Source organism: Agromyces albus (assembly GCF_030815405.1).
In the GTDB taxonomy this organism is placed as follows: domain Bacteria; phylum Actinomycetota; class Actinomycetes; order Actinomycetales; family Microbacteriaceae; genus Agromyces; species Agromyces albus_A.
Map to the genome: position 1 here is coordinate 3,271,756 of NZ_JAUSWX010000001.1, position 12,742 is coordinate 3,284,497.

The following is a 12,742-nucleotide window of genomic DNA, read 5'->3' on the forward strand; positions in this document are numbered from 1 at the left end:
CCGCGCCGGCCCCGAGACTTGCCGTCGACTACTTCTCCGGAGATGGTTGAAGTATGACGACGCACCCCCTCTGGCGATCCTTCGCACCTCGGGCGAACGCAGCCCGTCAGGGCCAGCGCATCGCTTTCCGTCAGACTGACCCCGGCGTAATCCAGGAACACAGGACCGCCTGGCTGGATGACTTTCGGATGGTGCGTGGCGTCGTCACCGACGCGATCGGTGATCAAGTTCTCGCCATCCGACATGTCGGCTCGACGTCAGTTCCCGGGCTCATCGCCAAGCCGGTCATCGATGTCGACCTGACCGTCCCCAACGTCGACGAGGAGCCCAGCTACCTGCCTCGATTGGAAGCTGCCGGCTTCCGCCTCATCTTCCGCGACGGGATGGCCGGCGACCCACACCGGCACCTGACGTTCGCGATCCCGAACACGAACCTGCATGTCTGGAATCGGGGAGCCGTCGAACCGCAACGGCATGCGCTGTTCACCGAGTGGCTCCGCGCGAACGCGCCTGACCGCCAGCGGTACAACGACGCCAAAACGGCGGCGACTGAGGCGACCGGCTCCGCGCGGTACAACGAACTGAAGGCGGCGGCGGTGTACGACATCTACGAGCGAGCCTTCATCGCGGATCCCCGTCATCACCACGACCCTCAGCCGCGCTCCGACGATGACCGTTGAGGGATGAGTCCAAGTCGTCCGGCAAGTGGTCTGACGGATGTCGCGGCGAGCAGTCCGCCCAGACCTGCCAGCATGATCGCGGAACTGACGAGTGTGATCCCGTCGACGCGGGTGGCCGCGCCGACTCCGTTCAGCAGCGTGCCGACGATGAACAGCCCGGCGGCCCGTGCACTCAGGCGCACCCACTCGACCGCGATGAGCATCAGGCCGATGAAGAACAACGCGGGTCCGACCCACAGGAAAGGCACCGCGACCTGCGGTGAGTCGAGCGCGGCGCGGAGGGCGTCATCGAGCATCGGGTCGGCGGGCAGCGTCCACAGCATGAGGTCGATCGCGACCATTCCGCCGAAGCCGATGGCGCCGATGACGACGAAGGCACGTGCGATCCGGCCGAGCTGGCCGAGCTGGCCGAGCACGAATCCTGAGGTGCTGAGCGCACCTCCCACTGCGCCGATGAGGATGAGCCAGTGCGCCCAGTCGATGGGCTGTTGGGCATCGACGAAGTCGCGCCCGAACGAGAGCAGAAGCTGCCCCACTCCCATCGCCGCGAGCGACACTGCCAAGAAGAGGACTGCGCTCCTGGTGCGCGTGATCTGTTCCATGGCCCGAAGCTATCGCCGGTATCGCGACGCGGCTCTGGAGCTGGCTCCCGAGCTCACAGGGGGCTTGCCCCCGGGAGTGTCATCACGCGCGGCCGGCGAGCTCGGCGAGGCGGGCGCGTCCTGGGCCGATGTGCTCCTTCAGCCGCGCTTTCGCCGCCAGAACCGCCGGATCGTCGACGCGGTCGGGGGGAACACGAGCGGGGTTGAGCGATGTGGTGTTCGCCCAGACGCGCACGTCGGTCGCTTTCGCCATCGCCAGCGACGCGTCCCCGCCGATCATCTGCATGGTCGCCCAGTCAGCTGGCGTGTTCGAGTACGGCGACGGCTGGCAGACGCGGTTCTTGTCCGCGTCGTCGTCGCGCGTGGCTTCCACGTAGCCGGCGAGGGCCGCCCCGAAGCAGGGGAACCCGACCCGGACCGGTTGCGGGGTGATCGCCTCTTGGGCCCAGATGCGCCGCAGTCCCGGGTATTTCAGCCCCTCGGCGGCGCAGTGCACGACGAGCGTGCCCGCTGGGATGCGGATGTCGCCGTCCGCGAAGACGAGGCGCCCGGGAGCGACGGCACGCAGGTGCCCGCGGCGGATCACGTCGTCGATCGTGCGGAGGAGATCAAGCTCCCACCTCGCGAGCGTGGGCGTCTTGGCCATGGTCGGCGTCACCGTGGGATCGATTCGCAGCATGATCCCGGCGTCCTCCATCCGCACGAAGGCGTCGTCTGCGCTGGTCGCGCCCGCCGCCGCGGCCATCGTGTCCGCGGCCATGCCGAGGAAGACGGCGGGATCGGGTTGCACGACGGCGCGGTTGAGAAACCAGGGGTCGCGGGGACGCACCCAGGTGATCGCATTCGGCGAGACGCCGTTGTGAAGCAGCCACACACAGGTGTCGGTCGCCGTCTTGCCCGACCCCACGATGACGAATCGTTCGGGTGCGTGCGCGATGCGGACGAGCTCGTTGACGGCGACGACGCGGGCTCCCTCGTCGACGGCGAATGGCGGTGGCGTGAGCGCCGGGATGTCGGGCGACAGGTACCTCGCATCGACGACGCGGGCGCGGGGTGCGTGGTAGCGGGTTTCGCTCAGCAACGACACCAATCGCCGATCGCCCAGATACTCGCTGCGGCCGTGGAAGACGACCTGACCGGTCGCGATGAGGCGCGCGAGCACGCGAGCGTAGTAGTCGCACACCTCCGTTGCGCTCGCCCGTTCGTGCAATCCGCGCTCCGGGCCGTCGGCCTGCACCCGAGCTCCGCCGAGCAGCGTCGAGGCGACGCCGTAGAACGCCGACGCCTGGTGCAGGCGCACGAAACCGTACGCGTCGAGCCAGTGACCTCCGGCACCGTGCCGGCGGTCGACGATCGCCACCGAAACATCTGCGTTGGCAGTGAGGGCGTCGACGAACGCCATCCCCATCGCCCCCGCCCCGACGACCAGGTAGTCGACGTCCACGTTCGTTTCCATGCGCTCATCAGAGCAGTGGCCGCCTCGTGCGTCAATGATCGGGAGCGGTGTCCGCATGTCAGCGGGGGAACATGAAGCTCTCGCCACCTCGAAGCGGGCGAGCGACGTTCAGATCGATCAGGATCGGAGAAGCACGCGACGAACGCGTCCGCATAGCCTGAGACCGACGCCTCGTCCAGTGAGGGCGAGAAGTGACGAGAACCCCGAAGGAGACAAGACGATGGCAAAGACCGACACGTCCGGCGGGCTGAGCGCGGAAGAGCGCGACGCGGTGAAGCAGCGCACCAAGGAGCTCCGCGAGCAGGAGAAGGCGGGCAAGAGCCGCGCCGCCGGTGAGAAGGCCCTCCTCGAGGCCATCGCCCAGCTGGAGCCCGACGACAAGGTACTCGCCGAGGGGCTCCGCAAGGTCGTCACCGAGGTCGCGCCCGAGCTCGTCCCAAAGACCTACTACGGCATGCCCGGCTACGCGAACTCCGAGGGCAAGATGGTCGTGTTCATCCAGCCGGCCAAGAAGTTCAAGACGCGCTACGCGACGCTCGGCTTCGAGGGCCCGGCGAACCTCGACGACGGCGACCTGTGGCCCGTCGCCTTCGCCATCCTCAACTGGACGCCGGCGGTGGAGCAGAAGGTCACCGAGCTCGTTCGCAAGGCCGTCAGCTGACGATTCAGGACGGCCAAGGTCGGTCGACCGCCGCGATCAGAGGTTGACCCACTCCGTCGTGCCGCCGTCGAGGTACTGGCGCTTCCAGATGGGCGTGCGTTCCTTGATGCGCTCGACGAGCAGCGAGCACGCCGCGAACGCCTCGGCGCGATGGGGGGCCGCGACGCATGCGACGAGCGCGACATCGCCGATCGCGAGCGCTCCGACACGGTGGGCAGCACCCACGCGCAGGCCGGTCTCGCGAGCGACCTCGACGCACGTCTCGCGCAGGAAGCGCTCGGCGTCGGGGTGCGCCTGGTAGTCGAGCGCGGTGACGGATGCCCCGTGGTCGTGGTCGCGGATGACGCCCTCGAATGTCACGACCGCTCCATCCTGTCGGCTCGTGACGAACGACTCGATCGCGGCGCGGTCGAGCGGCTCGGTGGTCACGAGCGCGAAGACCTCGAACTCAGGCATCGGATGCCTCCTCTTGTGACGACCGGCGCGCGTGATCGCCGCCGGCGACCTGGTCGACGAGGTGCGGCAGCAGTCCCTCGAGCACGCGGAGCCCGTCGGCGACGCCGCCTCTCGACCCCGGGAGGTTCACGACGATCGTGCGACCGGCGATTCCGGCGAGCGCGCGGCTGAGCGCCGCGGTGGGCGTCGCCGCAAGGCCCGCGGCGCGGATCGCCTCGGCCACGCCGGGCAGCTCCTGGTCGAGCACCGCCCGGGTCGCCTCAGGGGTGCGGTCTCCCGGATTCACCCCGGTGCCGCCCGTCGTGATGACCACCGCCGGAGCGTCGGCGAGGGCGTCGCGAAGGCCGTCGGCCACGTCGGCGTCGGCGACGACTCGCGGCTCCCCTGCGTCGAAGCCCTGCGCACGCAACCACGACGCGATGACCGGCCCGGTCGTGTCATCCGCGGTGCCGGCTGCGGCTCGAGTGGAGACGACGAGTGCAACGGCACGGCCGGCGGGGCTCGCGCCGCCCGAGGCATCCGCAGCGCCCGTTGCCGTGGCATCCGCTCGCCACACGCCGCGCTTGCCGCCGCGCTTCTCGACGAGGCGGATGCCGCCCAGTTCGGCTGCGGGGTCGACGGCCTTCACCATGTCGTGCAGCGTGAGCCCCGCGATGGCGACGGCCGTGAGCGCCTCCATCTCGATGCCGGTGCGCGCGGTCGTCGAGACCGTCGCGCGGATCATGATCGCCCGCTCCTCGAAGCCGAACTCGATCGACACGGCGTCGAGCGGCACGATGTGCGCGAGTGGGATGAGCTCACTCGTGCGCTTCGCTCCCGAGATGCCCGCGATGCGTGCGGTGGGCAGCACGTCGGCCTTCTTGAGTGCGTCGCTGCGCACGAGCGAGATGACCTCCGCGGTCGTGTCGAGGCGGCCCTCGGCGATGGCCACCCGCCGGGTCACGGGCTTCGCGCCGACGTCGACCATGCGTGCACGGCCGTCGTCGTCGAGGTGGGTGAGCTGGGTCATAGGAACACGGTATCGACGATCGCGCCCGCGTCGAGTGCCTCGACGCCTTCGGGCACGACGATGAGCAGTTCGGATGCCGCGAGCGTCGCGACGAGGTGCGAACCGGCGCCTCCGACGGGCTCGACGCGGCCGTCGGGGGTGCGGCGCCCTCGAAGGAACTGCCGCTTGCCCGCCACGGATCGCATGTCTTCGGCGAGTGCGAGCCGCTCGGTGCGGGCCGGCGGAAGCCCCGCGATCGCGCGCAGGGCGGGGGCGACGAACAGCTCGAACGAGAGCTGCGCGCTCACGGGATTTCCGGGGAAGCAGATCACCGGCATGCCCCGGTAGCCCGCGGTCGCCTGCGGTCCGCCGGGCTGCATGGCCACGGAGCCGACCCAGGCGCCGAGCGGCTCGAGCAGCTCGCGCACCACCTCGTAGGCGCCCATCGAGATGCCGCCGCTCGTCACCACGAGCTCGGCGCCCGCGTCGACGGCCGCGTCGAGCTCGGCGCGCAGCCGCTCGACGTCGTCGCGCACACGGCCCGAGTGCACGACGAGCGCTCCGGCCGCACGGGCGGCTGAGGCGAGCGCGACGCCGTTCGCGTCGGGGATCTCGCCCGGCCCGAGCGGCGCACCGGGCTCCACGAGCTCGCTGCCCGTGCTCACGACGGCGACGCGCACGTGCTCGCGCACGAGGAGTTCGGTGAGGCCGGATGCCGCGGCCGCTGCGAGATGGCGGGAGGCCAGCCTCAGTCCCGGCGGCAGCACGTCGGCGCCGGCGGCGAGGTCGGATCCGGCGTCGCGCACGAACGCACCGGCGGCTCGCGCATGAAGAATGCGCACAGCGCCGACGCCGGGGTTGTCCTCGCCGTCGGCTTCTGTGTGCTCGACGGGCTCGGTGTCCTCGACGGGCACGACCGCATCGGCGCCGTCGGGCACCGCAGCACCCGTCATGATGCGCACGGCGGTGGCGGGCTGGAGCGGGGCCGGCGTGCCCGCGGCAGCGGCGACCTCACCGGCGATCGGCAGGTTCACCGGGGCATCCGCGACATCCACGGCCCGCACTGCGAAGCCGTCCATCTGCGAGTTCCGGAACGGCGGCAGCGGGATCGGCGACTCGACCGGCGACGCGGTGATGCGGCCGAGCGCGTCGGCGAGCGCGACTCGTTCGGTGGGCCGGGCGCCGAGACCCGCGAGGAGCGAGCGGATGAACGCGGCGTGCTCGTCGACCGAGATGCGGTCGGCCATCAGTATCTCGCCACCGCGGGATCCACGTTGCGCGACCAGGCGTCGATGCCGCCCGCGAGGTTGCGCACGTGCCCGAAGCCCACGCTTGCGAGTTGTCGCGCGGCGTAGTTCGAGCGCACGCCGAGGTGGCAATAGACGACGACGGATGCCGCGGGGTCGAGCTCGCCGAGCCGCTCGCCGAGATCGCCGAGCGGGATCAGCACTGAGCCGGGAATCGTGGCGACCTCGGCCTCCCACGGCTCGCGGACGTCGAGCACGAGCGGCGGCGCGTCGGACGCGAGCTCGTCGGCGAGTGCGCCCGGCTCGATCTCGCTGGTCGCTGCGGGTTGAGGAGCTGCGGACTGCTGTTTCTCCGCAGGCGCCTCACCCCCCGGCTCCGCCCGCCGATAGGCGATCTCGCGCATGCGCCCCGAGAGCGCGTCGTAGACGACGACGCGGCCGAGGAGCGGCTCACCCACCCCGGTGAGCAGCTTCAGCGCCTCGCTCGCCATCATGCCCCCGGTCACGGTGCACACGGTGGGAAGGATGCCGTCGATCTCGCAGCTGAGCCCCGCGTCGGCGGGCGGCTCGGGCAACAGGTCGCGGTAGGAGACGCCGCGCGCCTCCCATGAGACGCCGACCTGTCCGGAGAACTTCGCCGCCGATCCCCAGACGAGCGGGATGCCGGCGCGAGCTGCGGCGTCGTCGGCGACGTAGCGCGTGAGGATGTCGTCGGTGCCGTCGATCACGAGGTCGGCGTCGGCGAGCAACTCGTCGGCGTCGCCGGCGGTGAATCGTGCGGCCACGGGCACGACCGTCGTCTCGGGCGAGAGTGCCGCCGCGGCATCCGCTGCCGACTCGACCTTGGCCCGCCCGACATCGGCGGGAGTGTGCAGCGTCTGGCGGTGCAGGTTCGTGGTGTCGACGTGGTCGTCGTCGACGACGGTGAGCCGGCCCACTCCCGCGGCCACGAGCGCCGGAAGCACGGCACTGCCGAGCCCGCCTGCGCCGAGCACGACGACGTGCGCGTCGGCGAGCCGGCGTTGGCCCTGGGTGCCAAAACCGGGCAGAACGCGCTGCCTGGCGTACCGGAGAGCATCCGGGTCGAGGGCTTCGGTCATGCATCGATTCTCGCAGGAGCGGGAGGTCGCGCCGGATCGGAGACGGTCGCGGCCCCGAAACGCAAGAAAAAGCACCCCCGAATTGGGAAGCGCGGGAGAATGGTGCATCGAGGTATTCTCACGATACCCGAATCACTACGCGATTCTTACCCGGATCGTTACCCGATCACCGTCCCAACCCGAGGGGACCCGGTGGCTGCTGCATACCCGAACGCGCGTCACGAAGAACCCGGCATCGGATCGCCCCCCGAGCCACGGTCCTTCCTCCGCCGAACCCTGGCCGCGGCCCTCGCCGCCGTCATCGCCGTCGGCCTCACGGTCGCGGGTGCAGGCCCCGCTGCGGTCGCCGACCAGCCGCGCCGGAGCATCGCACAGGGCATCACCGCTGCGGGCGGCCTGCTCGTCGACCCGGCGGGTCGCCTGTGGGTCTCGGACGCGCAACGCGGCTTCTGCCGCGTTGTCGAGACCTCCGGGTCGACGGCGGGCAGCATCGAGGCGTCCACGTGCCTCGGCGGCTCTGCCGGGGCCCCGCAGAACGGCCCGATCAAGCCGGGCGGCCCCTGCACTGCTCGACCCGACTCCGCAGACCCCGGGCAGCGGCGACGAACTCGCGCTCGTTCCGGATGCCGCCGCGAACTCCTCGTTCGTGATGCGGGCGCGCTGGGACGCGCCTTCCAGTAGCTTCCGGTACGCCAGCACGCTCACGATCTACGGCGGCGACCTGCGCCCCGTGGCCGTCTCGGTCGGGCCCGACCGGAGCGCCTATGTCGCATTCGAGCGCGCGCGCAGCATCGTACGAATCGTCAACCCCGCGGCCACCCAGCCGACAATCCATACGGTCGCCTCCGTCGGCGCCAACGGCGCGCGCGCCATCGCGGCGGGTGCGGCCGATTCCACCGGCCGGGTCACCGTCTACGTGGCGGAAGCGTCGGGGCTCACCTCGTTCCGCCCGCCGCTCACCGGGGCGTCGATGGCCTCGCCGACCGCGTCGTTCCCCGTCGGTGACGTGGCGCGACTGCATTTCGACTCCGCGACGAGCGTCCTCTACGCGGGCAAGGCCACGGCGACCACGGCCGGCGCGGACTCGATCACGCGAGTCATCACCCAGACCGGGCAGGTCGAGGCGAACTGGGCAGCCGGGTTCAGCCGCGTCGGTGGCATCGCCGTGCGCAAGACGCTCGTGCTCGCCGCGGACGATCCGGGGCTCCTCGCATCTCCCGCGCAGATCGGCAAGGGCTTCACCTACCTGCTCGGCGAGGTCCTGCCGCGCATCGTCGCGGGTCCGACCATGGCTGACGGGTCGTCGGCGCCTGATCCGGCGATCACGAACGACGCGACGCCGACCTTCAAGGTCGCCGTCGACGTCGGAGAGTCACTCCAGTGCGCCTTCGACAACGCGAACTGGGCCGGATGCGCGGTCGGCGACGTGACGGCTACGCAGCCGCTCGCAGACGGCGCGCACCAGTTCTCGGTGCGGGTCGGCGCAACGGGCACGCCCGTCGAGGCCGCGTTCACCGTGGACACGACATCTCCGGCCACTCCCTCGATCGTCACGCCGGCTACGGGATCGACAATCGGCGGGTCGGTCGTGCTGAACATCACGTCGCAGGCGGGCGCGGTCCTCCGGTGCGCCGTCGACGCAGCCCTGACCTCTCCTGGCACCGTCTGCAAGTCGGGAGACACCCTGACCTTCACGACCTCGGGCAAGCACTCGCTGCGCGTCACCGCGACCGATCGCGTGGGCAACGTGAGCGCACCCGTCACGTCGACGTTCACCGTCGACCTGACGGCGCCCGTGCCGGTGATCACTGCGCCCGCCGCCGACGGCCAGACGCTCACGAACACGGCGACGTTCGAATTCTCCGCGGGGTCCGAGTCGGGCCTCACGTATCGCTGCCGAATCGATGCGCTGCCCTTCGAGGCCTGCACTTCGCCCCGAAGCTACACGGGCCTGACCGCCGGTGCGCACACCTTCGTCGTCGAGGCACACGATGCGAACGGCAACACCGGGACGGCGACGCGCACGTTCCAGTTCGCGGTGCCCGACACGACAGCGCCTGTGGTGACGGCCTCGCCGGTCGGCGGCACGTACGACGCCGGGCAGCAGATCACGCTCAGCGCCAACGAGGCCGCGACGATCTACTTCACCACCAACGGCGACACTCCGACGACGGCATCCACGCAATACAGTGCCCCGATCGCGCTGACCGCCGACTTCACGCTGCGGTACTTCGCCGTCGATGCCGCCGGCAACGCTTCGGCGCCCACCGCCCAGGCCTATGTCGTGCGCACCTCACCGCCGCCACCGCCGCCATCGAGCCATCCGCATGACTACGACGGTGACGGCAGGATGGATCTCGTCGCGCTCAACGGGAATGGCGACCTGTGGCTCTACCGAGGCGACGGTTCCGGTGGCTGGCTGGGTTGGCACGTCATGGCCAGCGGATGGAACGACGTCAACGCGATCGTCACGCCCGGCGACTGGACCGGCGACGGCCATCCCGACCTCCTCGCGCGAAACAGCGGCGGCGAGCTCCGGCTCCACCGCGGCGACAGCGACGGCAACATCGGCGGGCCAGAGGTCGTCGCGACCGGGTGGGGCGGGTTCTCGCCGCTCTTCAGTCCGGGCGACTGGGATGGCGACGGCAAGTCAGACATCCTCGCGCGGGACGGCTCGGGGCGGCTCATGCTCTTCTCTGGGAGCGGAGCGGGCGGAGTGCTGCCGCCCCGGCAGGTCGGCTCCGGCTGGAACCTCATGACCGCGATCTTCGGACCCGGCGACTGGGACGGCGACGGCACGCCCGACCTGATCGCACGCGACAGCTCCGGGCGGTTGCTGCTCTACACCGGCGACGGCACCGGAGGATGGCGGACGACGCGGCAGGTCGGCTCCGGCTGGAACCTCATGACCGCGATCTTCGGACCCGGCGACTGGGACGGCGACGGCACGCCCGACCTGATCGCACGCGACAGCTCCGGGCGGTTGCTGCTCTACACCGGCGACGGCACCGGAGGATGGCGGACGACGCGGCAGATCGGGTCCGGCTGGAACGTGATGACGGTGATCACATGAGCAGGCATGCCAGGCTCGGCCGTCATGGAGTGCTCGCCCTCCTGATGCTCTCGCTCATGGGATGCGCGGGATCTGTCGGCCCCGTCGAGACCCCGCCCCCACCCCCGACAACGACGACGACGTCACCCCCCACAGCATCACCCACGTCATCCCCGGGCGACGACGAGCCGCGCGTCCTCATCGAGTGCTTCTACCCCGACGGCAGCGAGGTCGCCACGTTCACGCGACTCGAGGAGGCCTGGGCGTCGACGAACTACGTGCGCATCGATCATTGCGAAGCGCGGGCTGCCGAACCCGACGAGTTCGAACTCAGCGACGAGGAAGCGGAGGTCGCGAGCGTGGCAGAAGCGGATCTCCCCGGCGAAGACGCCACCGAGCTCTTCCTGCTCACCCTGGCCGCGTGCGTGCGACTCACTCCTGAGGGAGACCGCGGCATGGCGAGCCGACCCACGTCGATCCTCGAGGCCGCCCTCGTGCTGTGCCCCGAGGCGCCGCACGCAGGGCTCATCGAGACCGAGCTCGGCACAAGGGGGTGACGGATGCCCAGAGACACTCCCAGCATCAGCCGCCGGACGGCGCTCCGGCTCGGCATCGTGACGGCGTGGTCCGTCGGCACGCTCGCCTTCACCACGGCGCCGGCGCTCGCGGCAGTTCCGGCCGTCCCGGCGCCTCCAGTGACCTACGGTTCCAATGCACCGCGGTTCCGATTCGATTTCATCACAGCGTTGCCGATGTCCGCGCCGCTCACGAGGCTGGAACAGGTGTGGGCGAGCCCGCAGTACATGAGGATCACCGACTGCGCCGTCCGCTACGTCGGCGCGGAGACGTTCGAGCTGACGGCAGACGAGTCCGCGGTCGTTGACGTCGCCGAGGCGGCCGGCGCGGTCGTCGATGACCGTCGCGCGCTGTACCTGTTGATCCTGGCGGCCAGCACTCGCATCGATCCGGCCTCGCTCGACGCGAAACTCGCCGAGCTGGGGCGCCCGGTCGTGTTGGCGTCATTGGCGCTGGCACCCGAGGCTCCGCAGGCCGCCCAGTTCGGTGCATGGCTGGAGCGGGCCGGCTGATCGACCGGGCCGCGCCGGTCTCGATCTGCCAGCCTCGCTCAGCAGAGTTCACTCAGCCGAGCTGCACGGCGAGCGCGTTGATGATCGCGGACTCCACGCCCGAGGTTCCGGCGCGGAAGTGGCCGATCTGCGGATAGATCGTCATGCTGCCGCCGGCGATGCCCGGCAGGTCCGGGTCCCAGCCGCCCTCGTAGCTGCCGTTCGACGGCGCCAGCGGCGGTAGGAAGTCGTTCGCCGGCACATAGCAGTTGGTCTCATTGGCGTACCCGCCGATGAAGAGCCTGCTCGCCCCACCCTGGCGTGCACGGAAATAGGCTGCGTAACCGCTGACCAGTTCGCCGCCCACGAACGCCATCTTCAGGATGGGGCTGCCGCCGATTTTCCACACCTGCGACGGATTGGGCACGCTCGTCGCATACGTGCCGCTGTCGATGCGTGTGATCATGAGCGCGGCGTGGCGCTGGTACCAGGCCGGCTGTCCCGCCGGGTTCTGGATGCGCGACGCGAAGGCGGCACGCACGGCGGCGAGGTTGGCCGACGTCACGGTGATGTCGAGTGGGAGCGACACTTCGCGCAGCTGCGAGTAGATCGGCCCGGTCAGCACGCGACCGGCCGCCTTCGCCGAGCTGACGACGGCGCTTCCGAGCGCCCTGCCGTGGGAGGTGCGCAGAGACCAGCTGCGCACACCGGTCGGGTCCTGGTCGCCGGCTGCCCCAGGTATGAACATTGCGAAGGCCCCGGTCTGGCTCTCGACGACGGCACATGCTTCAGCCGGCCAATCTCCGTCCCACCGCTCCTGCCAGCCCGCACTGACCGGGTGGCAGCCGTAGCTGAACAGCACCGCGGCGAGCGTGCCGTTGCCACGGCGAGCGGTGAGCACGGGCACCGCCGTCTCGACGGTCGGCTTGCCGGCCCGGTTGAATGAGAAGTTCGCCGACGTCAGGCGGTACTCGAGTTTCACTGAGGTGCGAGTGGCGGCAAGCGCCGCGGTCACAGCGGCGACGATCCGATCCTGCAGCCACCTCGTGTAGGAATCGATGAGTTCGAGGCTGCTGATCCCGTAGGTGATGTACGGGTTCGGCATGTTCCCGATGATGGGCCCGTTATGAGTGTGGGTCGCGACGAGCACAATGTCGGAGGACACCCAGCCGGCAAGCTTGACAAGGCGCGGCCGCACCGCTTGGTGCACGCGCCGCGGAATTCCCAGGATGTCGAGCGAGACGATCGCATTGGGGTACCCGTCGTCCCACAAGATCACGCATCGCACGTACAGGGGCTGCGCGAAGGGCGTGTTGCGCTCAACGACGCGGGCGCCGGCCTGAGTGCCGTATCCGGCCATGTAGGGGTTCGCGCCGGACGCCGGTGTGATGTCGACCTTCGAGGTCGACGTCTGGAAGCTCATCGGGGCCGGC

13 protein-coding genes are annotated in these 12,742 nt (G+C 70.3%); 6 read left to right on the forward strand and 7 right to left on the reverse strand.

Translation table 11 applies throughout. The features are described from left to right. Window positions 1-53: 53 nt before the first annotated feature. Window positions 54-680 carry a GrpB family protein gene (locus QFZ29_RS15450; protein WP_306894930.1) on the forward strand — a complete coding sequence of 209 codons (627 nt, stop codon included), beginning with the start codon at window positions 54-56 and terminating at the stop codon, window positions 678-680. Here the strand turns inward: QFZ29_RS15450 and QFZ29_RS15455 are convergent. Together QFZ29_RS15455 and QFZ29_RS15460 are read right to left on the reverse strand one after the other, a co-directional pair. Next, the gene (locus QFZ29_RS15455) at window positions 653-1,282 is read right to left on the reverse strand and encodes a hypothetical protein (protein ID WP_306894931.1); all 630 of its coding nucleotides are present in this window, start codon (window positions 1,280-1,282) and stop codon (window positions 653-655) included. The genes QFZ29_RS15450 and QFZ29_RS15455 overlap by 28 nt on opposite strands. A gap of 82 nt (window positions 1,283-1,364) precedes the next feature. Next, the gene (locus QFZ29_RS15460) at window positions 1,365-2,738 is read right to left on the reverse strand and encodes an NAD(P)-binding protein (protein WP_306894932.1); all 1,374 of its coding nucleotides are present in this window, start codon (window positions 2,736-2,738) and stop codon (window positions 1,365-1,367) included. A 220-nt stretch (window positions 2,739-2,958) separates the two neighbouring features. Here QFZ29_RS15460 and QFZ29_RS15465 point away from each other — a divergent pair, with 220 nt between their 5' ends. Further along, window positions 2,959-3,399 (forward strand): iron chaperone, encoded by a 441-nt coding sequence (locus QFZ29_RS15465; RefSeq protein ID WP_306894933.1) that lies wholly within the window; start codon window positions 2,959-2,961, stop codon window positions 3,397-3,399. 36 nt (window positions 3,400-3,435) lie between these two features. On the opposite strand, the gene QFZ29_RS15470 is transcribed toward QFZ29_RS15465, so the two are convergent. From QFZ29_RS15470 to QFZ29_RS15485, 4 genes are read right to left on the reverse strand one after another with little or no spacing between them, the layout of a single operon-like run. After that, window positions 3,436-3,855: a molybdenum cofactor biosynthesis protein MoaE gene (locus QFZ29_RS15470; protein ID WP_129521871.1), complete on the reverse strand. Its 420-nt coding sequence runs from the start codon at window positions 3,853-3,855 to the stop codon at window positions 3,436-3,438. After that, on the reverse strand, window positions 3,848-4,864 hold the full coding sequence (gene moaCB, locus QFZ29_RS15475; RefSeq protein ID WP_306894934.1) for a bifunctional molybdenum cofactor biosynthesis protein MoaC/MoaB: 1,017 nt from the start codon (window positions 4,862-4,864) through the stop codon (window positions 3,848-3,850). Before moaCB ends, QFZ29_RS15470 begins: the two co-directional genes overlap by 8 nt. Then, window positions 4,861-6,090 (reverse strand): molybdopterin molybdotransferase MoeA, encoded by a 1,230-nt coding sequence (locus QFZ29_RS15480; protein ID WP_306894935.1) that lies wholly within the window; start codon window positions 6,088-6,090, stop codon window positions 4,861-4,863. The genes moaCB and QFZ29_RS15480 overlap by 4 nt, the downstream gene beginning before the upstream one ends. Then, window positions 6,090-7,190: a ThiF family adenylyltransferase gene (locus QFZ29_RS15485; protein WP_306894936.1), complete on the reverse strand. Its 1,101-nt coding sequence runs from the start codon at window positions 7,188-7,190 to the stop codon at window positions 6,090-6,092. The genes QFZ29_RS15480 and QFZ29_RS15485 overlap by 1 nt, the downstream gene beginning before the upstream one ends. Window positions 7,191-7,382: 192 nt before the next feature. On the opposite strand from QFZ29_RS15485, the gene QFZ29_RS15490 reads away from it, so the two are divergent. The 4 genes from QFZ29_RS15490 (at window position 7,383) to QFZ29_RS15505 (ending at window position 11,330) form a co-directional block, all read left to right on the forward strand. After that, a complete protein-coding gene (locus tag QFZ29_RS15490; RefSeq protein ID WP_306894937.1) occupies window positions 7,383-7,871 on the forward strand; it encodes a hypothetical protein in 489 nt (162 codons plus the stop codon). Continuing rightward, window positions 7,840-10,263, forward strand: coding sequence for an FG-GAP-like repeat-containing protein (locus tag QFZ29_RS15495; protein ID WP_306896751.1), 2,424 nt, complete (start codon window positions 7,840-7,842; stop codon window positions 10,261-10,263). The genes QFZ29_RS15490 and QFZ29_RS15495 overlap by 32 nt, the downstream gene beginning before the upstream one ends. Beyond that, the gene (locus QFZ29_RS15500; RefSeq protein ID WP_306894938.1) at window positions 10,260-10,799 is read left to right on the forward strand and encodes a hypothetical protein; all 540 of its coding nucleotides are present in this window, start codon (window positions 10,260-10,262) and stop codon (window positions 10,797-10,799) included. Before QFZ29_RS15495 ends, QFZ29_RS15500 begins: the two co-directional genes overlap by 4 nt. A 138-nt stretch (window positions 10,800-10,937) precedes the next feature. After that, window positions 10,938-11,330: a hypothetical protein gene (locus QFZ29_RS15505; RefSeq protein ID WP_306894939.1), complete on the forward strand. Its 393-nt coding sequence runs from the start codon at window positions 10,938-10,940 to the stop codon at window positions 11,328-11,330. Window positions 11,331-11,382: 52 nt separating this feature from the next. Here the strand turns inward: QFZ29_RS15505 and QFZ29_RS15510 are convergent, their stop codons facing one another. Further along, complete coding sequence (locus QFZ29_RS15510; RefSeq protein WP_306894940.1) at window positions 11,383-12,732, reverse strand: hypothetical protein; 1,350 nt, start codon at window positions 12,730-12,732, stop codon at window positions 11,383-11,385. Window positions 12,733-12,742 lie beyond the last annotated feature (10 nt).

Coding starts and splice junctions, on each gene's coding strand:
- QFZ29_RS15470 (WP_129521871.1), bottom strand. CDS start 3,855: ATGCCTGAGTTCGAGGTCTTCGCGCTCGTGACCACCGAGCCGCTCGAC.
- QFZ29_RS15450 (WP_306894930.1), top strand. CDS start 54: ATGACGACGCACCCCCTCTGGCGATCCTTCGCACCTCGGGCGAACGCA.
- QFZ29_RS15485 (WP_306894936.1), bottom strand. CDS start 7,190: ATGACCGAAGCCCTCGACCCGGATGCTCTCCGGTACGCCAGGCAGCGC.
- QFZ29_RS15500 (WP_306894938.1), top strand. CDS start 10,260: ATGAGCAGGCATGCCAGGCTCGGCCGTCATGGAGTGCTCGCCCTCCTG.
- QFZ29_RS15495 (WP_306896751.1), top strand. CDS start 7,840: ATGCGGGCGCGCTGGGACGCGCCTTCCAGTAGCTTCCGGTACGCCAGC.
- QFZ29_RS15480 (WP_306894935.1), bottom strand. CDS start 6,090: ATGGCCGACCGCATCTCGGTCGACGAGCACGCCGCGTTCATCCGCTCG.
- QFZ29_RS15455 (WP_306894931.1), bottom strand. CDS start 1,282: ATGGAACAGATCACGCGCACCAGGAGCGCAGTCCTCTTCTTGGCAGTG.
- QFZ29_RS15510 (WP_306894940.1), bottom strand. CDS start 12,732: ATGAGCTTCCAGACGTCGACCTCGAAGGTCGACATCACACCGGCGTCC.
- QFZ29_RS15465 (WP_306894933.1), top strand. CDS start 2,959: ATGGCAAAGACCGACACGTCCGGCGGGCTGAGCGCGGAAGAGCGCGAC.
- moaCB (WP_306894934.1), bottom strand. CDS start 4,864: ATGACCCAGCTCACCCACCTCGACGACGACGGCCGTGCACGCATGGTC.
- QFZ29_RS15460 (WP_306894932.1), bottom strand. CDS start 2,738: ATGGAAACGAACGTGGACGTCGACTACCTGGTCGTCGGGGCGGGGGCG.